This is a genomic window from Caballeronia sp. INML1 (assembly GCF_023631085.1).
Lineage (GTDB): Bacteria > Pseudomonadota > Gammaproteobacteria > Burkholderiales > Burkholderiaceae > Caballeronia > Caballeronia turbans.
This window is the reverse complement of the sequence record NZ_JALQDT010000027.1, coordinates 48,668-73,891: the sequence shown is the minus strand read 5'-3', so window position 1 is coordinate 73,891 and position 25,224 is coordinate 48,668. Positions and strand designations below refer to the sequence as shown.

Sequence of the window (25,224 nt, the reverse complement as noted above, 5' to 3'; positions counted from 1 at the left end):
TGGCGTGCGAAGGAAAGTGAATGTTGCGTAATGTTAACGCATACCCCGCGTCGCGCCCTCGCCACTCGCGGCGCGGTTTCCAGAGGATCTCGAACGTCCACGCAGCAAATCACCCGCAAGCACCAGCAAACCGAGGGTGAACGCAAGCCACGCCCAGTTGATGAATGGCGGAGTGAACACGAAACGAACCGTCGATTCGCCCTGCGGCAGTGCGACGCTCTGGAAGATCTCTCCGGTCGACTCGATGCTTCGTGACTCGCCGTTCACGCGGGCGCTCCAGCCTTTCATCGCAAGCTCGAGACGGACGAGCGTCGAGGGCTTGTCGCAGCGTGCGTCGAGCGTGTCGCGATCCTTGATGACAAGGTACAGCCGGCGGCGGAGAAATACGGCGCGGGATCGGCAATCTCGAAGATTCGCATGCGGTCATCGGCAAAGACCTGCGCGAGTTTGGCATTGGGATCACGAGTATGTTGCATGAACCCGGCGGAGCCTGGCGTTCCCTCGAAATCCTTCGGCGCGAGCACATAGCGTGTGCCGATTCGACGGTAGGCTTCGAGGTTCGCTACTAGGCTGTCGGCTGCACTCGGACCGGCCGGATCGTTGCGCGAAACACCGGTAAAGAGAATGGGCGGGGCGTTGCCGTCCAGATGGGCCGCGACATGGTCGGTCCATGCCTTCGGAATCGGCAAATCATTATGGTTGACCGATGCGATGCCGAAGTACGACCCGTAGTTCGGTTGCACCGGCCCGAGCGTGGCGAACCGCTGAAAGCCGAGATTCTGTTGAAGGTAGCGGACGCCGCCGAGTTCGATCGTGCCGCGCGACGGATAACTCAGGACCGGTATCAGAAAGTACAACACGGCTTCAAACGCGAGCAGACCTGCTAGCACGCGTGTGCGCGAAGCCACCGGCCTCCATCGCCATGTGATTGCAAACAGCCGCCGCTGCAAACGCCGCGGTGACGATCCAGGCGATATGGGCGATGCGGCCGGTAGGCCGCAAGCCGGCTTGCGCCATGGTCCAGGCCGCGACGGCGCAGGCCAGCGCGACGAGCACGGTCATTGCTGTGAGCCAGCGCGCATGGGGCGCGGTGGCGAGATCGGTGAGTCCGAGCGCAGCCAGCACGCACAGACTGAATTCCCACGAGGGCGGGAGATATCGATAAAACGCCGCGAGCTTCAGGCCGGGAACGATATGCAGCAGGACACTCGTGCCCGGCATTCCGAAGGTCAGCGCCAAACAAACCGCTGTCCAAATCGCGAGCGCGAGGCGTAACCCGCGAAGCGTCGGTCCTCCTACGCCGAAGAGCGCGAGCGCCGTCAGCACATAGCCTGCATAGCCGCCGACGGAGCCCCAGAAGTCCGCGAACGGAGCATTCTGGAAGATGCTGCCGAACGCATAGGGCGAAAACAGCGCCAGCGCGTAACTAGGGCTGAGATGCGCCGCTGCAAATCCGTCGCCGTGACCGCCAGTGTTCGCGAGCGGAAGGAAGTCGAAGAACGGAATCAGCGTCGGCGCCGCCAGAACGAGCGCCGCGACGCCGCCGACGCAGATGCGCAGCCAGTAGGTGAGGCGCAATGAGCGCGGCAGCGAGGCGGTCCGAACCAGCGTCCAGACGAGGATAAGCAAGCCGCCGAGATATGCGACCTCCGGAATTCCCGCGTAAAGCGACGCCGCCAGCCCGACGATTAGCCATGTCATTCCGCCTTTGCGCCGAATGGCCACACGATCCCTCAGGATCTCGATGCCCAGCAGCGTGAGCGGCAGAAACGCGATCGGGTTGACGACCGCGTTCGCGAGCCAGGCGAACGTGCCGTTGAATTCGAATACGAGCGCGGCTGCCGTGGCGGAGAGCGGCGTGCATCCGATGCGACGTAGCAGCGCCCACGTCGACCAGCCTGCGATGACCTGCAGGGTGATATGCATATAGAGTTGCCCATCGTGAAGGATGAGGAGCCAGGTCAATGGAAACAGCGCGGCAGACTGCATCTCTCCGGCGAGCGGCGCGCCCACGCCTTCGAGATGATTCCACCACGGTGACCGTCCGCCAAAGAGGCTCAGCGCGGCCCGCCGTCCCAGCGCGTGACTGGTGAAGGCGATATTCGGATCGATGGTCGGATAAGGCGGATAGCCCGTCAACGGGCCTGCATGCAAGTGGCTGTGCAGGCCGGCATACAGCACTGCGGGATCGGCGATGAGCGCACCAATGAGCAGCGGCGCTTTGACGAGAATGGGCGCCAGTAGCACAAGCACGAGGCAAGGCCAGGCGCCCGGCGATCGGATTTTCGAAGTAGGATGGACGCGGGCCTCAGTGACGCGGTGCATAGTGGGGATAGCTGGCTCGAAAGAGTCGAGATCATACGGCAACCGGACGCACCGGCTACCCGCCGCTTTCACTGGACCTAAACGGGTGAGCGGCAGACCGGCTTCAGGAGAACTCGCGCGAGCCACTGACTGAATGTAATAGACGCTGTCTCGATGGGAGAGACAATGACGCCCACTGCCACAGCGACGGGGACGCAGATCGCCAGTTCGATTAGCGTAATCCAGTGAAACGAAAGCCCCTTGTCATGGAGCATTAGCGCTGTGCCCGCGCCGAGGGTGCAAATGACCGGAATATGCGTCAGATACAGCGGAAAGGAAATTCGCCCGAGAAAGCGGGATATCGGCAACTCCATCGCACGGGCCCATGCGCTATTGACGACCACCGCGATCACCAACGCTGTCCCGCATTAGGAGCGCACGGTTAGGCTGTCGTACGACTGCCGCTCGAAGCTGACCACACAGAAGACGATGAAAAGAAGTGTCGATGAGATCAGCCATGCGGTTGCTGGCTTACGAAGCACGCGAATCCCGGTTGAACCGTGGCATTCAGCCAGCACTGTCCCCGCAATGAACGAGGAAAGCGGACTATCGAAATGCGCTAGCGCCTTCCAGCCGAGCCCATATGCGGCCCAGCGGATGCGCGACGTGCCTATCACGATCACAAGCGCGAACACCATGACGCTTCCTATCAGTTCATAACTCATGGTCCATAGGACCGGGTTGTAACTGTGGTCCCAGCGGTAGTGGAAGAAGACGTCGAACAGACCGAACTTCAGCGCGTCTATGAAACCCGGCTCAAATCGAAAGGCACTGGCGGGCCAATTCGTTCGACCCAGAAGTGCCGCGGCATCGGGCGCTCGATTGGCGCCCGTGAGCAGCATGAAAAGTGTGATTAGAGTGGCCGCCAAAACCGGGATCGCAAGTCTCGGATAGCGTCGTATGGCGAGCGAAAACAGGCCGGATCGCTCGCGACATCGCACAAAACCTATCGAGAGCGAGAAGCCGGAAACGACAAAGAAAACGTACACCGCGAGAGCGCCGTCCATCGGCAATCAACCAGCCAATGGTTTTCAGATCGTGTGGCCGAATCAGGAAGGTCGGCGCCAGATGGTAGAGGACGACGGCGAGCGCCGCCCAGCCCCTCATGCCGTCCAGAAAATGAACGCGTTCAGGTATCGCTTCCATCGACGGGCTTGTTCGTGCGCCGCAGGCATGCACCTGCCTCATGCACCAAACCCGCCAACGAGGCGCCGAAACCACCCGTTGATCGTTTTTGCTGCGCCTTTTGCCTCCCGCTTCGGCGAAGCAAACAGCGTGCCCAGAGTCTCGTAGGCATCGTCGACACGTCGACCCGCTCGGCCCGCGTAGTTTTCCAAAATCTCGTCCATCCCCGGCCAGAAGGACGGTTCTCGAAATCGATCGAGGATTTGCAGTATCGGTTCAGCCTCCATGGCGTCGGCGACGATTCCAAACGGTTCATATTCCTCGCCGCCCAAATGACGCAATATCGCTGTCGGCCGCTTCATCGCGAGCGATGCGAGTGCAAGCGTGCTTCCGGACGTGATCACGGCAGAGGTACGCGCTAGCGCTCTCGAAAGCGGCTCGGCCGGATCGGAAAACTCGAAGGTCGCGCGAAGCACATCATAGTGCGAGACGTGTTCCGGATGAACGCGAAGCACCATCTTCCTGCCAGACGAAACTTCGATATCCTGAGCAAGTCGTTGGACTTCTCCGGGCGAGATATCCCTTTGCAGCGCAAACAGTATTTTGTCGCCCTCGGGCCGCGCGTTCGACGCGTAAGTGTCGAGGATGGGAAGGGACAGCGCCACCGTTCGGTTCCGAAACTCGGGAACGAGCCGATGCTTGAATGCCTGTCCAAAAACGCCGAGATAGTCGTACGAGCTGAATCGGGCTTCGAAATTCGGCCATAGTTGAACGAATCCATGCTGCAGTCCGACGAACTGCGTCGTTGGCGATACGGCCTGCACCCAATTGCGCAGTTTCAGTTCCGGCCCGAGATGGCAAGTCGTCATCAGCACTCCGTCGTAGCGCTTCCGTTTGACGATGCGCTGGATGGCGGCTTTGCATTCGGCTTCCGTCGTCTCGCAGAGTTCGAATGATGCGTCGATCGGTGCGGTGAGGACGGCATGCGACTGGATCTCGTGGCTGTAAAGGCCTTTATGGTCCGGATCAGGAAGTCGGGGAAACAGAAGGAAATTGCACGTGCCGCCTTCAGCTCGGATCTTCATTGCGATCGGGATCCAGTTCATCAAGCAGCGGTTCGTGAACGCCGACATCAAGATGTTCACAGTAATATTTACCCGTTATTGCCGCGGCATTAGAATGTGGCCACGCAGCGGTCGTGATGCATCTCTCGGATCACGGCAGATCGGGATCGCAATGAGTACACGTGACCGCGAACAGTTACCACGTTGCGCCAGCAGGTGTGAATTTTCATCAGTTAATATTATTATACTTTTAATAGGGCGAATCGTGAGATTGACTACACTCACGGTTGAGCGTCATCGGCCGCCGCGCCAATCCGGCCTGTCTGGTTGTCAGTAACCGCCACTCTGGGACGCGCGTCTGGCGGTCGACCCGTCGCGCAGTTTGTTCTGTGAGAAGTCGAGCGCGGGCCACGTGCTTTTGTCCCATGCTACATGCGCGTCGAGTGATGAAACTCGTGCGAATCGGCATCGACGAAACTCGGATCGTAGAGCTCGAAGAGTTTGAGTCCGCCGATCATCTCATTGCATTCCAACGAGCGCTTGCGCGGCCGATGCATCGTGGCTGGCATGCACCCGTCACCAGCCGTCGAGAGAGCGAGGCGTAAGTGGCTCCCCGTGACCCCCCGTTGTCCGCTCGTTCGAAACGTTTTACACTTAAGATTCAATTCTCGACAGAAATCGCGTGATCGATCGCATCGGCATCGAGCGCGCGTCAACGGCTTACGCGACCAAGCTTTCAGATGAAGACCTCCGAGGCGCTTTTATTGCTAGACTCATTGCGAACGGGCTATCGCGACGTTTCAGCGGCAATGGAGACGGATTTTTCTTCCAGGAAAGTGATGATGTTGGCCCATGTATTGGAACGCAATTTCGACGCCAGTCCAGAGTTGAAGCATGGGCTGACATTTGGAAGGTTATTCGCCGCCGAACGTCGACCGGGCCTCGCACTATCGCGCCTTCATAGCACGCTATTGAGCATCGAAGGCCGCAAGCCGTCGGTGTAGGCCATCACTGCTTCCGAGTGCCGACGTTGCGCGCGAAAACGCTATACGCTCTCGTGCCCCTATCGGAGTTCGCAATGATCAGCCTAGTGAGTAGCAATTTGGCCGGACCGCAAGACCGCACAAGGCCTTAGCATTCAAAAGCTCGCTACGATAACTGCATCGGGGGCGAGACCAGGCACGCTATCTGTTGGACAATCAGGTGCTGATCGGCAACGACAGCTTCGACTCCTCTTCACGATGCTGTTGATGTCGACATTGTGACCGACAGGGAAACCGCTCGGCTAAAACAGTGGAAGCAATATCGTGTGGCCGTCAATCGCGTCGACCTAAGGCAAGAACGCGGCAAGCTGACCTGCAGCGCCGCTGGGTGCAAATTGACGCGGATTTTGTTCCGCCAACACGCGGCGCTGATATATTCGATCTTTCGAGATAACGAACGGGTGAAAGATGAAGATCTTTCAGGCGCTGCGCGGCAATCGTGTTTTAGTCGCCAAGCCGGTCGACAGTCCAAACACGGCTGACCTCGACGCGGCTCTGGCGCGCTGTCAGGCTCTCGAAGAGGAAAATACCAGGCTGATCTCCGAAGCGCAGCAATTCAGCGCTCTCAGAACTCCGATATCTCCTGCTCTATCTAATCTTCCCGCGTTCTCACCCTTGCCAATCCCGGACGACTTTAGGCCGTTCTTCAAGAACGTACTGCTTCGCACGTTCTATAGGGCTGATGTTACGCAAGATGAGTCCTTCGAACGAGATTTGGATGCCCATGTCGTTCATCGTTTCCGCGATTTCGAATACTGGATTTGCACATGGCTTGCACAGATCGTCCCAGACATGAGCAAGTTGAGGGCCATTGAAATCGGATCTGGGACTGGCAGTTCCACGCTCGCCGTCGCAAGTCGAGTCAAGAGCGTCGTCAGCTTCGAGATCGACCGGAAGGCGAGCGCCGCCGCAGCGGAGAGACTGCGTTTCTTCGGATACGACAACGTCCAGCTCGTCAACGAGAAACTGACGGAAGAGAAAGCCCAGGCGCTCGTCGGTCAAATCGATCTCGTTGTGCTGTGCGCTGTGCTCGAACATATGACGTACGTGGAACGCATCGAGGCTTTGCGCGCATCGTGGAAAGCGCTGGCACCCGGCGGCCTGCTCGCCGTGGCGGATACACCCAACAGATTCAATGTGCTCGAAGATCACACGAGCCTCATGCACTTCTATTCGGCGCTTCCATTAGAAATCCAGCGCGACTACGCGCAATTCTCGCCGCGTGCAGACTTCCGTAATTCGATCGGATCGACAGCCCCCGAGAAGATCGGCGAAACACTTGCGCGCTGGGGTTTTGGCATTTCTTATCACGATTTCGAGCTTGCGATAGGTCGGAATTGCCACGACTACATTGTGCTCGACGGGTATGAGGAGGCCATTCTCGCGCGTTTCTATGATCGAACGGACGATGCATTGCTTCGACTTGCTTTCGATCGCTACAACATACCGGCGCACCGCGCTTTCACGCGTCACAATCTTCATTTTGTCATGCGCAAACCTGCCCATTTCCAGTAACTCGGCTTCGCTTGATATCCGCTGAGCCGCTTCCGGCCGGCTTTTTTACGCCCGAATGACTTGCGAAATTGCGAGTAGAAACCAGATGCCGGAGTTCTGGAAATAGGGTGCTAGCCTCGTGAGCCGAGTGTTCGCTCGACCTTTGATATCGTCATCAGCCGACTCTTCGAATCTGGCCGCAGTATGCGGTCGTTCCGGACTGCGAACTTATTGGCCGTAAAGTTCGGCTTCAACTGTCTCTTTCCGGACGATGCGGACGCGCTACATCGGCGGATGCATCGGCCTTGCGATCGGCTACATCGTTAAGTATCGGCTCGACGAGCACTACGTGTTCCGTACGTCGCCGCGCGTCCGCCTAAAGCGTCACCCGCTTGAACACGACCCGCAGCACGCAGCGAATCACGAGCATGATGCCCCACCAGAACCGCGGCGTATAAAGCACGTCCCGCTTCCTTTCGACCGCGCGCACGATGTCCTTCGCGACCTGTTCGGGCGTCGCCACGAGCGGACCAGGAAGGGGCAGGCCCGCCGTCATCGGCGTATCGACGAAGCCTGGCCGCACATCCACGACATGCACGCCAGCCTTGAATAGCCGTGCGCGCATGCCTTCGAAACCCCTGCAGCGCCGCCTTCGCGCTGCCACAAAGATAATTCGATGGCCGTCCGCGATCGCCCGCCACTGACGAAATCAATGCGAGCGCACCGTGCCGCTGCGCTTCAAACCGATTGGCGATCGGCGTGAACAGCGCGATTAGCGCACGCGCGTTGATGTGAAACTCGCGCACCGCGACGGCTGCATCGTTCTGGCAGGCGGCCTGATTCGGCAGCGTGCCCGGCGCGACAAGCACGATATCGATCGAATTCATGTGCGCGGCGCAGTCGGCGAGCATCGCGGCGTGATCGTCGAGCTTGTCGATATCGAGCCGAGACCGTCGCCGACGCCGCGCCGCGCGCGCCCAGATTAGCTGCGACCTGTTCCACGCGTTCCTGATTGCGCGCGACCAGAAAGAACTGCGCGCCTTCTGCGGCCCATTCGCGCGCACAGGCGATGGCGATCGCTGACGTGGTGCCCACGATGACGATGTTTTTCATAGACCGGTCACTCGTTTCCAGAAATGCGACAGCATCGCCGGATCGCGAAGCGATTAGACCTGCTACCATCGCGGATAAGCCGCGCGAAAATCATTGGCGGACATTTGCGCGTCCTTCGCCGGATAGAGGCGTCCGCCGGCCTCGCGCACGATCGCGTCGAGAGCGCCGAAGAGTTGCGAATCCAGTCTCGGATGCTGCGCGAAGTCGAGCGCGAGCGACGTGCCTTCCATCGGAAACCACAGCAGCCCTGGCGATGGCACGTCGCAGCAGCGCTTGAGCACCGCGAGAAACGAACCCGTGCCGCTCAACGAAATGCGATCGAGCATCGCGCGCACGGCATCGCGCGCGTGCGCGGCCGGCGCGACGCATTGATACTGCTGAAACCCCGACGGCCCATAAATGCGGTTCCATTCGAGCAGGCTGTCGAGCGGATAAAAATAGCTGTCGTAGCCGACTCGCGACATCTCGACCGTTTTGCTCTGGCGACGGTAATACAGTTCGTTGAACGCGCGCAGCGTTAACCCATTCATGAGCGAAACGGGCGACGTGAAGGGCACGCGGCGCGTGCGCCGCTTGCCGATATCGAGCGCGCCGTGCGCCGCGTGATCGCCCGTCATGAAGATGCCGCGTCCGAGCGCGGCGCCACGGCTCGCGCAATCGACCCATGCGACGCTGTACTCGTGCCGCGAGTCGTGCTCCTTGGCGAGATCGAAGAACGCGTCGAGCGTGCCGAAGCGGATGCTCTTCATGTCGATCGCGCTCGTGCGCACCGGCGTCAGCGGAACTCCGCCCACAGGATGAGTCCCGTGAGTCCGAGCCCGCCGATCGTCGCGCTGAAGAGTTCGGTGTTCGACACGGGCGAGCATTCGGTGAGCCTGCCGTCGCTGCGCGCGAGGCCGAACGCCCGCACATGACGCCCGAACGTGCCGCGCACGTGATGATTCTTGCCGTGCACGTCGTTGGCGATGGCGCCGCCGAGCGTCACGTGCTTCGTGCCCGGCGTCACCGGCAGCATCCAGCCGCGCGACACGGCGAGGGCGAGAATCTGCTCGAAGGTGATGCCCGGTTCCGCGCGCACGATACCGTGCTCCCAGTCGGTCGCGATGATGCGATCGAGCGCGAGCCTGCGGACGACGTGATTCGAGCTCGCGAGACACACGTCGCCGTAGCTGCGCCCGTTGCCGAACGCGAGCGTCGTGCGCGGCCCGCACATCGCGCCAATGCGCCTGCGCTTCGTCGTGCCAGTGTGCCGTGTGCGCGGTTTGCGGCAGACGCGGATAATGGCCCCAGGAAAGCAGTTCGCGCATCGTTTGGTTAACGCTCGGTCATCGCTCAGATCGCGAACCAGAACGCGCAGGCGCACAGCGCGGCGACCAGCAGACTCGTGCAATCGCGCGCGGCGAACACGATCGGATCGTCGTGCATCATGACGCGATGCGCGATCATCCACGTCCAGCTGAACCAGTAAAGCATCAGCGGACACACGATCCGGATGTACTGCGGATGCCGGTACAGCACCATCGTATGCTCGTCCTGAATGTACAGCGCGAGCACGAGCACCGCGATATAGCCCGACGACGTGCCGAGCGACGACATCATCGGGAGATCGCTCGCCATATAGCCGCGCCCGCGCGTCTCTTCGCGCCCGGCCTTTTGCACGGCATGTAGTTCGGTATAGCGTTTGGCGAGCGCGAGGCTCACGAACGGGAACATCGAGAAGGCAGCAGCCAGAAGGTCAGCGGAACGTCGATCGCCGCCGCGCCCGCGATGATGCGCGCCATATAGAGCGCGGCGACCACGACGACATCGATCATCGCGTGGCGCTTGAGCGCGCGAGTAGGCGAGCGTCAGCACGTAATACGCGCTTGCCGTCGGGGTCATCGAGCATTTTGCCGATCGTCAAATAGAGCCGATACAACTCGGCGCTGGACACCAGCCGAAGGAGCAGGCGGAGCGATATCGTGCGGGGCAGTCGCGTTCCATCGGACAGGAAGGGCGTCCGTGCCACGAGATGGTGGGCGCGCTCGTCGTCATGGTGGGCGCGGTGATGTCGCAGCCCATTCCGATCATCCCGCGCTTGGTACTGATCGTCTCGCCGCTTCTGCTGTTCCTCGCCATGGGCGGCGCGCGCGCTGTAGCGGGGCGGGCAAGGAGTTTTATCTGTGCGGCGGTCTCGTCGGGCAGTGCAAGCCCGTGATCGTGCTCGGCGCGGGCACGGCGGGCGCGATGCTCGCCCGCGAGTTGTCGCGTTCCTCCGAGTGGCGTCTCGTCGGCCTGCTGGATGACGATCCCGCGAAGCAGGGCCGCGAAGTGCTCGGCCACAAGGTGGTCGGCTTGTTCGGCGATCTGCTGCGCTTCGCGGGGGAACTGAAGACGGACTACGTGATCATCGCGATTCCGTCGGCGTCGGTCGATGAACAGCGGCGCGTCGCCACGTTGTGCGTGGCCGGCGTCAAGGTGATGGTGCTGCCCGCGCTCACGCCGCTCACCGAAGGCACGAACTTCTGTCGCGCGTGCGCCAGATCGATCTCGAAGACCTGCTCAGCCGCGAGCCGGTGAAGATCGACATGCCGCACGTCGAGCAGCTGCTGCACGGCCGCGTGGTGATGGTGACAGGCGGCGTCGGCTCGATCGGCTCGGAACTCTGCCGCCAGATCCTGCGCTTCTCGCCGGCGCAACTGATCGCCTACGATCTCTCCGGATACGGGATTACCGGCTCATCGAGGAGCTGCACGAGAAGTTTCCCGAGTGCTCGGTGATTCCCGTCGTCGGCGACGCGAAGGATTCACTGTTGCTCGATCAGACGATGGCGCGCTTCACGCCGCACATCGTCTTCCATGCGGCTGCCTACAAGCACGTGCCGCTGATGGAAGAGCAGAACGCCTGGCAGGCGGTGCGCAATAACGTGCTCGGCACGATGCGCGTCGCGCTCGCGGCGATCCGCCATGACGTGCGCCACTTCGTGCTGATTTCCACCGACAAAGCCATCAACCCGACCAACGTGATCGGCGCGTCCAAGCGTCTTGCCGAGATGGCTTGTAAGGCGCTGCAGCAGTCCGCGCTGCGCACGCAGTTCGAGACCGTGCGCTTTGGCAACGTGCTGGGCAGCGCGGGCAGCGTGATTCCGAAGTTTCAACAGCAGATCGAGAAGGGCGGGCCGGTCACGGTCACGCATCCGGAAAGCACACGCTTCTTCATGACGATTCCCGAAGCCGCTCAACTCGTGCTGCAGGCGTCGAGCATGGGGCGCGGCGGCGAAAGCCGCCAATCGTTGCGATGGCGAGCAACGTTTCGACTCGTTGGCACCGCTGGGCTGGATTTTGCATGGACATTGAGAGCCCCGCGGCGAAAGCTGTATTGAAATCGATAGCTTTCCATCTATCTTTGCGCATCGCAGGACCTAGTATCGTACTTACCTATCCGCGTCATCGACGCATCGACCTGAGTGCATCGCACTCCATTTATATCAAGCCTCGCGCTCGATGGGCGCAATCTTACTGAACGGCAGCGACGCTGCCCGTTGAGCTGGCCGTGTCATGTCGGAAACTGAGTGCAACAAGAACCGCATGAACGCTAGCCTTTCCAGCAAAACGCAGAACCTCATCGACTGAGAACAATCTCGCGCGGACAGTGCGAAAGTCCACTTTCCTACGTCTCCGGCAATTGCGTCAAGCCTGACTCACGCGGTCCCAGATCGAGGCGATCGTGATGAGCAAGCTCTCGAGACGGGAAATCACTTGCACCCATGGGTGCGGATTTCTTCATTCCTTTCTGTCGGCCCGCGCAGCCGAAAACAAAATGCGCAACAAGAATTGCTTGGCTCGACAGGCTATGCCCGCGGTCAAGTAGCCGTGCTTCGGATTCGTCCGGAGTGAGGATCATCAGGTCGCAGTGCTTCCCTGCGCCGGGTGAATCGAAAATCTGATCTCTAAGATCCCGGAAAGCAAAGCGTGTAGTATTTCAACCACCCCGGGACGTTCTTTTGATAGGTGAGAACGTCGCCTTTCGGATCACAGCTGTGAAAATCCAACTCAACTTTTCGGCACTGTTGGACAACGCCGGGCTGCCACAGCGGCTCACGAAAGAACTCACCGAACTTTTTCAACACAACCTAACCAAAGCACACAGCAAGACCCGCGTGACCTCCAACGCGATTTCCATCAAGACCCAGACGTACCGCGTGCGACATCTCATCGCGGGTTTTCGCGAACTACGAAAGGGCGGATTTGCGCTTCAGTCGCCGTGGAACCTCTCTGAAAAACACATCGCCTATCTGGTCAAACTTTGGGTCACCGAGAAGGAACAAGCGCCGGGTACGGTCGAGAACAAGCTCACCTACTGGCGCACGCTTGCAGCGTGGATGAAAAAGCATCAACTCGTGGGGACCGTCGATGACTACATCAAGCGCCCCGACGGATATCGCCGTTACTATGTGGCGCAGGAAGATAAATCGTGGGAAGCGGCCAACGTCGACGTCAATGACGTCATCGCACGACTTTGCGAACGCGATCGCTGGGTCGCGATTCAAGTCGAGTTGCAGGCGACCTTTGGGCTGCGCGCGCAGGAAAGCATGCTCCTGCGTCCTCTGCAGTGTCTGCGCGTTTCAGGCCACCTCCATGTGATTGACGGCACCAAGGGCGGCAGGCCCCGACTTGTGCCCATCGATGCCGAATGGCAGTACGACGTCCTTATCCGTGCAGCCAGGCTCGCCAACCCACGCACCGGGTCGATGATCCCCGAGCCTTGGTCGCTCAAGAAATGGTATCGCCATTTCTATCATGTTTTGCAGAAGGAGGGCATCAGCCGCGCCGGATTAGGTGTCACCGTACATGGCCTGCGCCACGCGTACCTTCAGAGGATGTACGAGCAAATCACCGGCGTACCGGCGCCCATCAAGAAGGCTGACTACCGGCCCGACCCGGAACTTCATCAAAGGGCCATGCAACAGCTAGTCGAAGCCGCAGGACATAGTCTTGCTGGGAAGGCGACGGCGTATATCTCGACGTTTGCCACGGCCGAGCGCCTATCGCGACCCGCGATCACGCCCGAACAGGTGATCGCCGCCCTCACTGCTGCGAACGGCGTGAAATCTGAAGCCGCGAAAAACTTAAAGATATCGAGGCAAGCGCTTTACCGCATCCTTGCCAAGTGCGGACCGTCGCAAGATTCTTCATCTGGGGATTCCGCTGCCGCAAATCTGCGGCCAATCGGAGCGTTTCTTGACGACCGGTCTATGAACGAACCTGCTAACGCGTGCTGTGACAATCCGGTGCCTGGGCAGTTGTCGCTGCTTGACGATCGGTCGAGCTAACATGAATTTAGCGACAATGATCTCGGCCGCATGATTACTGAGAAGGGCGTCGACCGAGATTGATCGGCGCCCGGCCGTATGCACGGTCATCGTCTGTAGGCGATCCCTTCCTCATGCGAGCGCTCACGTGGGCGAGACGCTCATTCCGTCCGCAGAAGTCCAAGCGGTCACGATGGACTGCACCGCTTCCCAAAGCCCGCCAAGGCACACTTCTTTCTCTCGATCTGCTGTGCCCTGCGTGAGTCAGCGCGCAGAACGATCCCGTAACCGAATGACGGTGCCGTTTCCTTGTTGGTTTCGTTCCAGCCTGTCTGCAGTATTGTCGCGCTCGCTCTCACATGGGAGAACCGTCGCGCGGAGATCCCTTGTCGGGATCGGCTACACCGAACAACGAATGTTGCATGTGGCTGAACAGCAGCGACTCCATGCTGCGCCTCGCGCGTCGCCTTGACGTCTATCTACTGGATGGACACAACGGTTTTCGATGTTGAGCTTGCGAATCGTGGACACCCTCGGCCTGCTCATCTCGGCGACCAACGCTATCCGGATAGCGCTCATATCGCAGAATGACGGCGTTTTTCTGCCAGCTTTTCCTCATACGTCTTTCATAATCCTTTCGTCAAGGGGCGCTGCACGGCCTGGTTGCTATCGGGGCAACCTCCACCCCGTGCTGTAACTTGCTTCCTCGCCGAGCCGGTACCTCGTACTGAGCGTCAAACACATGGCCCTCGCGTCTAAGTTGAATCATCTCGCTAATCCCTCGGTTCCTGAGCCGAGGCGGCGGACAGCGGCTCGACCTTCGCTCTTGAAAGTGCGTTGTACGCTGTTTGCCGTAAAGGCAGCGTAGGCACTTTTCAGAGACATGATTGAGTGCGTCGGTTCACCGCCGCTCGCTAGGAAATATCATGATATTTGCGGATCGGCGAAAAGAGGTACGAAAACGCATCGCTTTTCAACATGTGGCTTCTTCTCTAGCGGTTAAAGCCATCCGACGGCAGCGCTTCAAATGGGCGATCTGCCGACATGGTTGTCCGTGCCGCTCTGCGCGCCGATATAGGCCGCGTTTGTCTTGCCTGGCAACGCAGTTATGAGCAGCCGCTCGCTGGAACCAGAGTCAGCATCACAATTCCACGCGGAAGTTCGATCGAAACTATCCTTGACACACGCGGGTGCTGCACGCAGACGCCGGTGGCGTTGGCGCATGGCTAGTGGAACTCGCTCGCAATATCGAAGCAGTCGCGCGAAACGACGCCGGCCGCATTAGCACATTAAAAAGTTTGGGGCAGCGGCTTGGGCTCATCGAGCGCCGCGCGCGGCACCGTTCGCTGTCTGCGACGAAAGAGCTATCGAATTCGGCGTCATTCCATGCTCTCAATGCTCGCAATCGACCCTACGATTGTTTTTGTGCACCTCAACGACCAAGAGCTGGCTGAACGATTCGCTAAATACAACGGAGCTTCAATCAATGGTAAATCAAACCCGCGCACGGGCTAAAGAGCAGATCACCCCGTTCTTCCCGACCCAGGCTTACCTCGGGTACCCCAAAGATTATGAGAAGGAGCCCGCGCTCAAGAAGCGCCGGCGTGATTACGCCGAGTTTTCGCGGAAGTTGCGAGCGATTCTCGCCCCGTTGCTGGTCAACCGTTACGCTTTGCATGAAGACATGCTCGTGCTCACGAGCAAAGGATTTTCGGGGCAGGGCGTCGACGTGGACTGTGTAGCCGTCACTCGCTTCGGTGTCTTTGTGATCACGCACATCCCGGTGGTTGGCATCATTTCCTCTTCGCAGAAGGCTAACGAAATGATCGTCCTGAGCGAGTCGGGCGCAGCACATACCTTTCCATGTCCTCTTTGGCGTGCGGCACCCGCCGTTCACTTTCTTTCCGCCCTACTGTCGGATTTGCAATGCCCAGTGCAGGCGATCGCCATCGCCACGCATGATGCTTGCGCGATCGAACTTGGGGTTCCCACCGCGATCTTCAAACTGCACGAACTGAGTCAGTTCTTGCGGCAAAGTTACGATCGCTACAGTGCCGTCAACTGGTCCTTCTTTGACGTCAACGAGATAAATGCACGTCTACGGAAAGGATGCGAAAGTTGGGATCACGCCGTCGAACAAGCCGAGCGTGACGCGCACCGGTCGTGATAAATAGGCGAGCGTCGCTCTCGCACTTCGGCACAGACGCGCATTTTTTCATCGCCTTCGTTCCGACGCTTGCGCCGACTACTCGGCGTAAGCGAAAAACGAGCTGTTGGCTGCACGAAGTCGATTTCGCAATATTTCGCAGTTTTCACATGTGAATCAATGTTTTAGCTCCGTGTCGCCAGAGAAAAAAGCAATGCTATCCGGACGAACTTCTGCCGGGCTGACTAACGGTGAAATCGAGAAGGGGGTTACAGCGAAGACAGCGGAGGGGTTTTGGCAGGGAAAGCAGCGAATGTTTTGGCAGGGAAAGCAGCGAATTGCTGACCTGCGTTTGAAAGTCCAGTCGTCGAAGTCGCAGTGCCTGGATGAATGTCGGATTCTACGGCAACTTTCATTGACGCACAAGCTGCTTCGAATTTCGCAGCGTCTGGTAGCGGACGCGGTATCCGTCGCCGCTTCCATCATCTTACTGCGATGCACTCGAGTCACTTGTTCGATGATCTCTGTAAATATTTTGAAAAGAGAAAAGTTAAAAGAGGGTGTTTTTTATACGGCTTTCGCTCAGATTAAAAAAAGTTTGTGGCGTCATCTTCACAACTCTCTCACTTTAGTAGCAAGTATGCGATCATCAGGCGCTGAACGAAAGGAGACCAGATGAAAACATCAAAAAGACCTTATCGCTTGATAAGCCGTCGCAGTTGCTTACTGCTTGCGCAGAATTTTCAAGAAGGACTCAACGAAGGGAAGTGGAAGACGCAACTCGGCGCGTTAAGCACATTGCGCGTGAGCCAGGGAGATTTGTCGTTGGCGTTGCAGCTTCACGAGTTGCCCAATGAGGTGCTCGACCTATTTGATGACCGCGTTGGAATCAGCAGTCACACCGTTCGAGTCATTCGCCATACAATCATTCATGATGGGATCAAAACGGTGCTCGGCCGTATCCGGCAAAGCGGGGCGACCAATGCAAAGCATTCGAATAAAACGGTATTGAAGATTGTTAAAGGCCAAGCACTGAATTCCAAGACAATGCTGCGCTGGTCGGGGCAAGACCCCGTAAAGATCATGGCCCGCGTGCTTGATCTGCCTAAAAACATCTCCGACCGATATCACCTCGGGGTGACGAATGGAGAGTGGGCGAGTTTCAGTGCCTGTGCGAAGGCGCTGGGGGTATCACGACGGAACGTTAGCGTTGCCGTTTCGATTCGGGAGCTTCCCGACGCAGTTCGTCATCTGTTCTATGAGAAGGATCTAACGTTCGCGGTTGGGAAACGACTTCTCACGCTCAAGGACGAACTGGGGCTCGATGAGATGCTTGTACGGGCACGCCGCGTGGAGTCAATGTTCGACGCGAGCGGCCGGACGGCAGCGAACATTCTCTCTGAGCTCAACGCGGAAAATATCCGCCCGTCGACTTTCACTCGTGTACGCATTAGGAAAGGAAGAGGACGAAATCGGCTGGTGATCGAATGTAAAGATTCGGAGCTTCTCTGGAAGTACCGCGCTGAGATCGAGAAGTCGATCAGCAAAGTTCTGAAAAAGCGGATTACTGATGCCGAATTTGTTGAGTTTATGCGCGAATTTGGTGGCATCTTCAATAAAGCTCAGCTCGCCCGCTTGCCCAGCACATTTGCGCCCCGTCCCTCCTGAAGATCACATTAAACGATGGGCTGGACGACGGGTCTCGCATGCGTGGATCGACAGTCGTCAATGTTGGATGTGCCGAGCGCCGCAGCGACAATGTCCCCTAGCGTTGGGCCAATCAGCGCCAAGCTATCGCCAATCGACGCTCTGCTCCACTTATGGCCTTGAGGAAAACCGGAAAACCTTCAAATGCTGAAACATGGCCAAAGGCGAACCGGCGGAGAACACGCAAGACGCTTGTCGACTGAGTTCGGTGAATCGCTAAACAACGTTTGTAGCCGATGCACTCGGTATGGCAACGCTATGCGGATAGCGTTGCTTCGGGGACGGTCGTTTTCCACGGCGTTGATTTCTCACAGTAAGTGTTCTGTTAAGAAGTGTGCCGGATCGTTACCCCCTTTTTTGGGCACACTTTCGCTGGAAAATCGATCACGGCCGGAGATGCAACAAGCGGGCGCGGCTAGACCGGCGAAAGCTATACGTTTCTGTGCGTCCTTTCTCGAAAGTGCCGCTATCCGGATAGCGTTGCCGCAGATGACGTCGCCGCAAGTCGTCTCGCGGGAAGTGGTTCGATCGACAGCCGTCAATCTTGGATGTCAGCCGAGCGTCGCAACGCCGATGGCCCCCAGCGTCGCGCCAATCATAGCTCAGCGATCGGCAACCCAACGCTCATGACTCGCTGTCCGCCGCAGGTATTAACGCATTGGTGGAGGGCGCATCGGCGCAGTTTCGTCCTCTCTATGGTCGCGCGTTTACTCACAAAATCCTGACGTGCGAGGACGCTGAAAGCGCAATGTCACTCCACCGATGTGCCGTCAGCGAGGACGCCGCGCGGACACGGAAATGAGGGCTTATTCTCTTCCGCGGCGTTGGCCCACGCAGCGGCCCTGGGTGATTGGGGGAGTGGCTAATGGCGCCATTCCGGTACCATACGCATGAGACGCGCTGTGCGACATCGGCTGGAGACTACAAGCCTACCGTCGAGCCACTGGTACTCTGAACCGGAAAACAAACCCCAATAGCATGCGAGCATTGCATTAATCTGCTCGTCCCGGTCAAAACAATCAGTTATGCGAAGCGCGTGCGGAACGTTATGGAGGCCGCGCCTTGACTTCTCTTTGTCGCAGGCATGCTGGTTTTGTCAAACCAGTTCTCCGCCGCTATGCCAACAACGAAGCGTCTGTGTCATCCGCTACCCGCACAACGAGCGCAAAGCGTCGTTCCTAAGCAGCGTATCTCGCACCTTATGTGGTCTCGAGCGCGCACGCGTGACCCGATGCGCGCGCAACGCCCTCGCGCTGGCGGAGCCAAAGCATGCGTGCGATAAAACGGCAACCCACCGCAACGTCTGGAGCGTCGGAGCTGAAGCGACCTTCACGGTTCGCGGACGCCGAATTGACGCACCTCGAAAGCGTGATACGCCACCTGCTAAGCGCGAATGCAGCGCCCATGCCGCTTTACCTTGACCGGTCTTACTGGCTCAGGCGGCTCGAGCGTTTAGAGAAAGAAACCCGCCTCGTCCCCGCGCAGATGAAGCGTCTAGGCGCCCTTCAAAACCTTCTGATTGCAGACGCATCATGTCGTCGCGAATGTGCGTAGGCGTTCACTCATTGGAGCGCGCTCAACACAACTTATCACGCAGCAATCGGACTCACGCGCCGCTATTGATTGCGCGCAATTGCCGGTTCCATAACCAGGACGGCATGCAATCTTGGACGTCACGGCCTCTCGCCCAATGTTCTTTGCTGGGTGCGAGCGAGCCAGGCGGACTTAGGAACGCGTCGTCCATCAACCTGCAGCGCCCTTCGAAGACTGAATGATTACCGCAATGAACCAACCGCGAGAAAATGAAATGAGAGATCCAGTTCAGAAACGAGAATCCGCATTCCATCCGTTGAACGATCGAATGCAAAGCGGCGCCGATCACCTCACTCATCTGCAAGAGCACGATTCCGTCGTGGGCGCGCGCCGTCGGCGCGTCTGCCGCTGGTTGCGCCGCAGAATCGCGCCCGTATTCGGCCGCGTGTGTGAGAGCCAAGTGCGCTTTCGTGAAGACGTAACCCTTGAACATGCACCGGGCACCGCAAACGCGACGACATTGGTCCATTGCCTTGCCGTTACACATTTCGGTGTTTTCGTCGTCAACTACTACGATTGGAGGGGCGAGGTCAGGCCCGGGACCAATGAAGATGAACTGCTCGTGATTGATGACTTGGGCGGGGTCACGGTGCACACGTCGCCTCTACGGCGCGCAAAACCGGCTGTGCGCTATCTCCGATCAGTGCTCTCTCAACACGATTGTCCAGTCGAGAGCATCGCCATATTTGCTGAGGCGGACTGTCGCCTTCATTCGACGGCACCCGACGGCGTTCTAGCGTTGTCCGATTTACATTATTTTTTGCGCACGAGATTGCTCAGCTTTGGCGCAACGCATGCACGGTATCTCGACGCAGCGCGACTTGATAGCCATATAGATCGGACATGCGACAGTCACGCCGTCGATCACCGGGCGGTGCTAACCCATCGTTTAAGAACAAGTCGGTAACGCGACGAAAAATCGGAGCGGAAATACAACGAAAGTGATATAGCGAAACAAGGCCAAAGGTAGGGCAGGCGCAGCGTCGATTCAACACGGGCAACCCGGCGACACAAGAGCGATCCATACCCCCCGTTCCGGATAGAACTCGGCGCGGGGCCAAGCAAAACCGGAAAGACTGCGTTTTTTCGAAGCTTTCCGCCTCGCGGAGAATGGCTGTCGGCCTATATTGAATCCACCCACCGCGTTTTAACGCATCGACATGTCAGGCGAGCGGCTTCTGCTCGCCCGTCACCAGATCTTCATCTCCCGATCCCGGCAGAACTCAGGACACGCTTGCCCTCGCGAGCGCGTCCGACGTATCGCCACCTTTGTCGGTCGCGTTCTTGATGCCGATCAGTCAGACCGGACGTTTATCGACAACCACGACTCACGTGCCGCTCCACCTCTACTTTATTTCCATCGTGTCTGCGCTTGAGGGCCGATGGGCTGAACTGATAGCGACGCGCATTCCGGCGCCATCGTTGTTTTAACCGTTGTCGTCCGCTTTCGGCATAACGCTGAAGAGATGGACATTTCCACCTAAGGAGGTTTTATGAAAGTCGCTGTATTGGAAGTCCGTTATGCAGGCGGTCTGGATCTGACGGATTACGTCGTGGTGCAGACGTCATCTCGTCTCACCCTCTCGCCGCGTCTGAGTGCGTTGCTCGGCATTTTAGAGAAGTCGGAGCGACAGATTAGTATGAGCGTCAAGGTAGATGGAGTCAGCTATCGAGTCGAACGCAAGCAGGACGGTGAATTTGTCGTAGGCGCGAGACTTAGCTTTGGCGAGCGCCGGTTGTCCAGGCTGCGACTCTTTGAAGCGCCGACTGAGTCTCAGCGGCGGCTTAATGGACAGTTTGCCCACTTGCTGAGCGCCTGGGCGCTTATCGGTGCAGGCTACTTGGTCTATGCGACGAAGGCCTGGGACTTGCGCGTAATCATTGAAACAGTTTTCCTTTGCTTCACATCGCTGACGCTATTCGTGGTCGGACACATTTGCTTTTCGGATGTTCATAGGCCGGATCGCTAACCGTGTAGTTCGCCATTGAGCTCTTTAGGTTCGCGGATCATCGAAATATGCCGATTGATAGCCAGGCGCGCCGTCAGCGCGTCTGCTATTTCTCGTTGAATGCAAGCCGCGCCGTACGGCGCGGCTTGCCCCAATCGTGCAACGCAATATCCACCCTTAGGACGCACTGCCTGCAAAAGCAACGTTCGAAGTTGCGTAACGCCCAGGCAAACTAAACGCTCGTTCCGAGAGAGCAAGTCAGTGGCCCACCACAGGTCGCTTCTAGCATGGGTTGCCAATCACATTAATCGGGGAACAGAAGAGCGGATGTATCTGACACATTTCAGTACGCAAGTTCGCGTCTCATAGTCTGACAGGCAGTTTTCCGTTGGCAGTACAAATGAAAAGGCGCGAAAAGAGGATATTACGAACGACCACTCATAGCACACGGCATTGACCGAGCGCGCAGGAAGAAAGTAATGGCCGCAAAGACGGGATCCGCAGTAACAATGGAGGGGCGAGAAATCGTCGCGGACGAGATCGCCTCTCTCGCTGAAAGAAAAGCGTCGAGATGTAAGCATTGCGGCGCTGCCGTTTCCTACCTGCCGACGCACGCGCGCGAGAACAGAGTAAGGTGAACCGGGAAAATCTCCGCCTACTTCCAGATTGCACACACGAGGAAACGGGCGTCTTCGACGTCTGCGATGAGGTCGAAGTGATTACGCGTCGGTCGCTCGGTCTCCTGCAGGCGCTCGAGCAGGAACGCTATTGCTTCCGTCTCCTTGCGTTCAAGGGTATGCGCGATTTGACTGCTCTCCGCGCGCATGCAACGCTCCGGCAAGCGAACTAACCCAAGTCGAAGTTTGGACGAGCCGAGTCGACTGGCTACAAACGCTTGGCGAAGGGGACAAGGTGTTAGTGTTCGGACGTTGGCGACATACCATAGCGCCTACTCATACTCGTCTGCATCGGAGCGGCGACACGGCGTTTCGGAAGATCTTTGAGCGGCGCATGTCAATCTGGTTGTATTCAAAATCGCGGATTTCAACGATATGCGGATGAACAGCAGAAGCGTAACAGCGAGCTGCGTCGCCAAAGCGCAAGCCCTATGACGACCTTATCGGTGTCAGCCTGCGATAGCGGATTCGGGTCGGTAACGGCGAAGGCCAAAACTGTCTACGCCGTCGCGTGATGTATCGACGCTTCGGACGTGGCTGCGCCAAGTCGATGGGCAGCCTCCCGTGATATTGCTTTCTGCCAAGCGGAGACACCGAGGACCCTGAAGACCCCTGCGGTGTCGCAACAAATCCAGCTTAACGCCTTGACCCTGTGACGCGGGGCGCGCGGCTCACTTCCAAGCGCGTCGATATATGACGCGGAACGCAGCCTCTCGCCTACACCGCGCGCTATTGAGAAGTGACCGTCGTGATTCACGAAGCCGACGCATTGGCAGGTGTGCCAGGCGCTTTGAAACTTCGATAAAAGGGGACAAGAGTATCAAGCGCTCGAACCGGTCTGTGCCTGGCGCCAACCACCGTCCTTAGACCAACTCGTTCTCAACCAGAAGAACGGAATCAAGCAGGAGCGGAATCGGTCACACGCAGGAGCAACAGGCGGTGCAAAGCTTTTCCATCACTTACCGATCATGTTCTTTGCCCTTCTTTCCCGACCGATGATGGTGCGACGGAGCCGGTATCCGCTTCTCTCCATAGCAAGCGCCGCTGTTACCAACGCCCGAGTTAGAAAACCACGCCTGCGGTTCGAGTGGGTGATAGTGTCGGTATAGGGCGTCTCACCATATTCGACAGGTCGCGCAGGCATCGTTGGTTCTTTTGTCGAATTCGTCGCGCTCTCCTTGCAGTCAGAGACGATCGATGCGAAAGACGCGACGGTCTCACGCTGCGAGGGGGTTCCTGTCACGAGATCGTGTCGGGATCCTGCGATCGGCTGAAGCGTTTGCGGGGCGCCCGCAGCCGACGAAACGTCGGATGTGCATCCGAACTGCCTCTGGTTTTCGTCGAAAACGCCTGTCTCGGAGAAGAGGCATGCGGGCTTAATGGAAGAAGGACTTGGCTCTGCTTCTGATTGAAAGGCACCCGGCATGACACGGGCGCCTGCCGTGACAGAGGTCGCAGCCGGCGCTATCTGGGCGGTCGGAACGCTGTTGCGCAGCGTGTCCTCGGCGAGGCGCTTTAGTAACGACGCTCGTTGCCTTGGATTCGCGACGGCAGACACAGCGCGAAACAAACCCGGCGTGGCAAACTCGTCAATGGTTACCTTTACTATCAATGAAGTCGTCATTTGTTCATTCCATTGTTGGGCTTCTTCTCTTGCATCGAAGTTGCCTTGCCGGCCGCAGCGAAGAAAACGCTCGAATTGAAGAAGCAGGGATTTGCCATAGCATTGATTTGTGGTTCACGAGGCTGAAGGCTGATGTTGCACGCCGAGGGCGGGCTTGGCGCCTGCGAGCACAAGGCTCCTCGGCTTCCCGTGGCTGATAGGCAGTCCAGGCTCGACAGGTCGGATCCACTGTACCGAGGCACAGGCACATGCGAGCAAGCGAAAGCTCGCAAAAATAGGGTAGCTTTCGAGTTTCGTCCCTTCTCGCTGACTTACTGTGATCGCACAACAACTCTGCCGGTTATTACGCGCATCCGTCGATGAGCCGGTGCCACGTGTTCACAAAACCTGCCTGGCTTGTGTGAGCCGCTCTCCGAAGCTATTTAAGCGGCAAGCCGCGACGTGGCGCCCAAACGCGCGTGTTCGTGCCCACAGCAACTGCACGCAAAATTGCGTCGCGACAACATGTACTAGCTGCGATCCGCGGGAGAGCGCTACGTAGCAGCGACACAATGCGAAAGAGAACCTGGGGAAGCGAGTCATTCTCAGCGCAGTGCTGGCTGAGAAGCGCGGTGTCCCATGGCGCGAGGAACCGGCAAGCGCTATGGGGTCGCGGCTAATTAGTCAGTATGACTCCCCGTGCGGTGCAAAGGCTGGCCTGCCGTGAGGAATCAAACGCGGGTTAGCATCGCTGCCAGAGCCGCACGGTGTGGACAGGGCCACACCCGGCGATTTCCACCGCGGAGGCCAGCATGGAAGACGATAGCACGCTGTACGTCGGTCTTGATGTTCACAAGGATTCGATCACGGTTGCCTATGCGCTCGACGCAGGCGAGGTCGAACTGCTCGGCAAGATCGGCACGACGAAGACGGATATCGATCGCCTGTGCAAGCGCCTGCAGTCGAAGGCGCGACGCATCGACATCGTCTACGAGGCCGGCCCATGCGGCTACGTGCTTTACCGTCAGCTAGTACAGAAGGGATTCGACTGCATGGTGTGCGCACCGTCGTTGATTCCCAGGAAGCCCGGTGAGCGCGTCAAGACCGACCGACGCGATGCGATCAAACTGGTGCGGTCGCTGCGTGCCGGCGACCTGTCAGCGGTCTACGTGCCCAGCGTCGAAGACGAAGCATTTCGCGATCTGGCCCGCACCTGGGTCAGCGCCAAGGACGATCTGAAGCGTGCGCGGCAACGGCTGAAGGCCTTCTTGCTCTCGCATGGAGTGCGCTATACCGGGCGCGCCGACTGGAGCCCGGCGCACCGGCGCTGGCTGAGCACGTATGCGTTCGACAGCGCATGGCAGCAAATGGCGTTTGAGGAACATCGGCGCACGATCGACGACCGCCTCGCGCAATGCGAACGGCTCGATGCTGCGTTACGCGAGGCCGTTGCCAACTGGCGCTTTTATCCGGCGGTTCTTGGCCTGCAGACCATGCGCGGCGTGCAGTTCACCACCGCGGTGGGCATGCTCGCTGAGCTGGGCGATCTGTCACGCTTCGCACACCCTCGCCAGTTGATGGCCTGGCTAGGCGTCACGCCGTCTGAACACTCCTCAGGCAAGAAGCGCCGCCAGGGCAGCATCACCAAGAACGGCAACAGCTATGCCAGAAAGCTGCTGGTCGAAGCAGCCTGGAGCTACCAGCACCCAGCCCGCGTAAGTCCTGACATCCAGCGCCGTCACGAAGGCATCCCCAAGCCCATTGTTGAGCGCGCCTGGGATGCGCAGATGCGCCTATGCCTACGCTATCGCAAGCTCGTCGCACGCGGCAAGCAGAAGAACATCGCGGTGGTCGCGGTCGCCCGCGAACTCGCCGGGTTCATCTGGGACATCAGCCAACTCGCGATGTCGCTCGCCTTACGGCCCGAGGTGCGCATGGCGTGACGCGAAACTTGAGCACTGCTTCAGTTACGCGAACCACTCGAGAAGGAGGAGTTTCTTGAAGGCGGCGTAGCCCGGCACACGAGCAACCCGCGACAGAGCTACGCAACGGATCT

General features: G+C 58.6%; 17 protein-coding genes and 5 pseudogenes. 10 read left to right on the top strand and 12 right to left on the bottom strand.

Annotated features, from left to right (window positions below; all coding sequences use genetic code 11):
* Positions 1-33: 33 nt before the first annotated feature.
* The 6 genes from NCR38_RS10430 to NCR38_RS10405 all read right to left on the bottom strand — a co-directional run bounded on the left by NCR38_RS10430 (position 34) and on the right by NCR38_RS10405 (position 5,122).
* Positions 34-288 carry a YfhO family protein gene (locus NCR38_RS10430; RefSeq protein WP_250476991.1) on the bottom strand — a complete coding sequence of 85 codons (255 nt, stop codon included), beginning with the start codon at positions 286-288 and terminating at the stop codon, positions 34-36.
* Entirely contained in the window at positions 285-890 is a 606-nt protein-coding gene (locus NCR38_RS10425; protein WP_250476990.1) for a hypothetical protein, read from the bottom strand. Before NCR38_RS10425 ends, NCR38_RS10430 begins: the two co-directional genes overlap by 4 nt.
* Positions 865-2,253, bottom strand: coding sequence for a hypothetical protein (locus NCR38_RS10420; protein WP_250476989.1), 1,389 nt, complete (start codon positions 2,251-2,253; stop codon positions 865-867). The genes NCR38_RS10425 and NCR38_RS10420 overlap by 26 nt, the downstream gene beginning before the upstream one ends.
* A 479-nt stretch (positions 2,254-2,732) precedes the next feature.
* The gene (locus NCR38_RS10415; protein ID WP_250476988.1) at positions 2,733-3,371 is read right to left on the bottom strand and encodes an acyltransferase family protein; all 639 of its coding nucleotides are present in this window, start codon (positions 3,369-3,371) and stop codon (positions 2,733-2,735) included.
* A 177-nt stretch (positions 3,372-3,548) separates the two neighbouring features.
* A complete protein-coding gene (locus tag NCR38_RS10410; protein ID WP_250476987.1) occupies positions 3,549-4,595 on the bottom strand; it encodes a hypothetical protein in 1,047 nt (348 codons plus the stop codon).
* Positions 4,596-4,981: 386 nt separating this feature from the next.
* The gene (locus NCR38_RS10405) at positions 4,982-5,122 is read right to left on the bottom strand and encodes a hypothetical protein (RefSeq protein ID WP_250476986.1); all 141 of its coding nucleotides are present in this window, start codon (positions 5,120-5,122) and stop codon (positions 4,982-4,984) included.
* 171 nt (positions 5,123-5,293) lie between these two features.
* Between NCR38_RS10405 and NCR38_RS10400 the strand changes: the two genes are divergently transcribed.
* The 3 genes and pseudogenes from NCR38_RS10400 to NCR38_RS10390 all read left to right on the top strand — a co-directional run bounded on the left by NCR38_RS10400 (position 5,294) and on the right by NCR38_RS10390 (position 7,111).
* Positions 5,294-5,557: a hypothetical protein gene (locus NCR38_RS10400; protein ID WP_250476985.1), complete on the top strand. Its 264-nt coding sequence runs from the start codon at positions 5,294-5,296 to the stop codon at positions 5,555-5,557.
* 221 nt (positions 5,558-5,778) lie between these two features.
* Positions 5,779-6,078, top strand: a pseudogene (locus NCR38_RS34135) (tail fiber assembly protein); the annotation flags it as partial.
* Positions 6,005-7,111 (top strand): bifunctional 2-polyprenyl-6-hydroxyphenol methylase/3-demethylubiquinol 3-O-methyltransferase UbiG, encoded by a 1,107-nt coding sequence (locus NCR38_RS10390; RefSeq protein WP_250476984.1) that lies wholly within the window; start codon positions 6,005-6,007, stop codon positions 7,109-7,111. The pseudogene NCR38_RS34135 and the gene NCR38_RS10390, both read left to right, overlap by 74 nt.
* A 355-nt stretch (positions 7,112-7,466) precedes the next feature.
* Here NCR38_RS10390 and NCR38_RS10385 read toward each other — a convergent pair.
* The 3 pseudogenes from NCR38_RS10385 to NCR38_RS10375 all read right to left on the bottom strand — a co-directional run.
* Positions 7,467-8,203, bottom strand: a pseudogene (locus NCR38_RS10385) (SDR family oxidoreductase).
* Between the two features lie 65 nt (positions 8,204-8,268).
* Positions 8,269-9,510, bottom strand: a pseudogene (locus NCR38_RS10380) (FAD-dependent oxidoreductase); the annotation flags it as partial.
* A gap of 25 nt (positions 9,511-9,535) precedes the next feature.
* Positions 9,536-10,063, bottom strand: a pseudogene (locus NCR38_RS10375) (hypothetical protein); the annotation flags it as partial.
* Between the two features lie 157 nt (positions 10,064-10,220).
* On the opposite strand from NCR38_RS10375, the pseudogene NCR38_RS10370 reads away from it, so the two are divergent.
* The 4 genes and pseudogenes from NCR38_RS10370 to NCR38_RS10355 all read left to right on the top strand — a co-directional run.
* Positions 10,221-11,462, top strand: a pseudogene (locus tag NCR38_RS10370) (polysaccharide biosynthesis protein); the annotation flags it as partial.
* Between the two features lie 759 nt (positions 11,463-12,221).
* A complete protein-coding gene (locus tag NCR38_RS10365; RefSeq protein ID WP_250476983.1) occupies positions 12,222-13,514 on the top strand; it encodes an integrase domain-containing protein in 1,293 nt (430 codons plus the stop codon).
* Positions 13,515-14,979: 1,465 nt separating this feature from the next.
* Positions 14,980-15,660, top strand: a complete 681-nt coding sequence (locus NCR38_RS10360; protein WP_250476982.1) for a hypothetical protein — start codon at positions 14,980-14,982, stop codon at positions 15,658-15,660.
* Positions 15,661-16,314: 654 nt separating this feature from the next.
* On the top strand, positions 16,315-17,307 hold the full coding sequence (locus NCR38_RS10355; protein WP_250476981.1) for a hypothetical protein: 993 nt from the start codon (positions 16,315-16,317) through the stop codon (positions 17,305-17,307).
* A 1,645-nt stretch (positions 17,308-18,952) separates the two neighbouring features.
* Here NCR38_RS10355 and NCR38_RS10350 read toward each other — a convergent pair.
* The gene (locus NCR38_RS10350; protein WP_250476980.1) at positions 18,953-19,372 is read right to left on the bottom strand and encodes a hypothetical protein; all 420 of its coding nucleotides are present in this window, start codon (positions 19,370-19,372) and stop codon (positions 18,953-18,955) included.
* Here NCR38_RS10350 and NCR38_RS34445 point away from each other — a divergent pair.
* A complete protein-coding gene (locus tag NCR38_RS34445) occupies positions 19,259-19,846 on the top strand; it encodes a nuclease-related domain-containing protein (protein ID WP_409241427.1) in 588 nt (195 codons plus the stop codon). The two genes, NCR38_RS10350 and NCR38_RS34445, sit on opposite strands and share 114 nt — an antisense overlap.
* A 586-nt stretch (positions 19,847-20,432) precedes the next feature.
* Entirely contained in the window at positions 20,433-20,909 is a 477-nt protein-coding gene (locus NCR38_RS10345) for a hypothetical protein (protein WP_250476979.1), read from the top strand.
* Positions 20,910-21,543: 634 nt separating this feature from the next.
* Here NCR38_RS10345 and NCR38_RS10340 read toward each other — a convergent pair.
* Complete coding sequence (locus tag NCR38_RS10340) at positions 21,544-21,714, bottom strand: hypothetical protein (RefSeq protein ID WP_250476978.1); 171 nt, start codon at positions 21,712-21,714, stop codon at positions 21,544-21,546.
* Between the two features lie 806 nt (positions 21,715-22,520).
* Entirely contained in the window at positions 22,521-23,189 is a 669-nt protein-coding gene (locus NCR38_RS10335; RefSeq protein WP_250476977.1) for a hypothetical protein, read from the bottom strand.
* Between the two features lie 791 nt (positions 23,190-23,980).
* Here NCR38_RS10335 and NCR38_RS10330 point away from each other — a divergent pair.
* Entirely contained in the window at positions 23,981-25,111 is a 1,131-nt protein-coding gene (locus tag NCR38_RS10330; RefSeq protein ID WP_250476976.1) for an IS110 family transposase, read from the top strand.
* The last annotated feature ends 113 nt before the right edge of the window (positions 25,112-25,224 follow it).

Excerpts from the sequence above, each read along its gene's own strand:
- NCR38_RS10350 (WP_250476980.1), bottom strand. The coding sequence starts at position 19,372 with ATGTTCAAGGGTTACGTCTTCACGAAAGCGCACTTGGCTCTCACACAC.
- NCR38_RS10340 (WP_250476978.1), bottom strand. The coding sequence starts at position 21,714 with ATGCGCGCGGAGAGCAGTCAAATCGCGCATACCCTTGAACGCAAGGAG.
- NCR38_RS10360 (WP_250476982.1), top strand. The coding sequence starts at position 14,980 with ATGGTAAATCAAACCCGCGCACGGGCTAAAGAGCAGATCACCCCGTTC.
- NCR38_RS10330 (WP_250476976.1), top strand. The coding sequence starts at position 23,981 with ATGGAAGACGATAGCACGCTGTACGTCGGTCTTGATGTTCACAAGGAT.
- NCR38_RS10335 (WP_250476977.1), bottom strand. The coding sequence starts at position 23,189 with ATGACGACTTCATTGATAGTAAAGGTAACCATTGACGAGTTTGCCACG.
- NCR38_RS10355 (WP_250476981.1), top strand. The coding sequence starts at position 16,315 with ATGAAAACATCAAAAAGACCTTATCGCTTGATAAGCCGTCGCAGTTGC.
- NCR38_RS10345 (WP_250476979.1), top strand. The coding sequence starts at position 20,433 with ATGAAAGTCGCTGTATTGGAAGTCCGTTATGCAGGCGGTCTGGATCTG.
- NCR38_RS10400 (WP_250476985.1), top strand. The coding sequence starts at position 5,294 with ATGAAGACCTCCGAGGCGCTTTTATTGCTAGACTCATTGCGAACGGGC.
- NCR38_RS10415 (WP_250476988.1), bottom strand. The coding sequence starts at position 3,371 with ATGGACGGCGCTCTCGCGGTGTACGTTTTCTTTGTCGTTTCCGGCTTC.
- NCR38_RS10410 (WP_250476987.1), bottom strand. The coding sequence starts at position 4,595 with ATGAACTGGATCCCGATCGCAATGAAGATCCGAGCTGAAGGCGGCACG.
- NCR38_RS10405 (WP_250476986.1), bottom strand. The coding sequence starts at position 5,122 with ATGCCAGCCACGATGCATCGGCCGCGCAAGCGCTCGTTGGAATGCAAT.
- NCR38_RS10430 (WP_250476991.1), bottom strand. The coding sequence starts at position 288 with ATGAAAGGCTGGAGCGCCCGCGTGAACGGCGAGTCACGAAGCATCGAG.
- NCR38_RS10390 (WP_250476984.1), top strand. The coding sequence starts at position 6,005 with ATGAAGATCTTTCAGGCGCTGCGCGGCAATCGTGTTTTAGTCGCCAAG.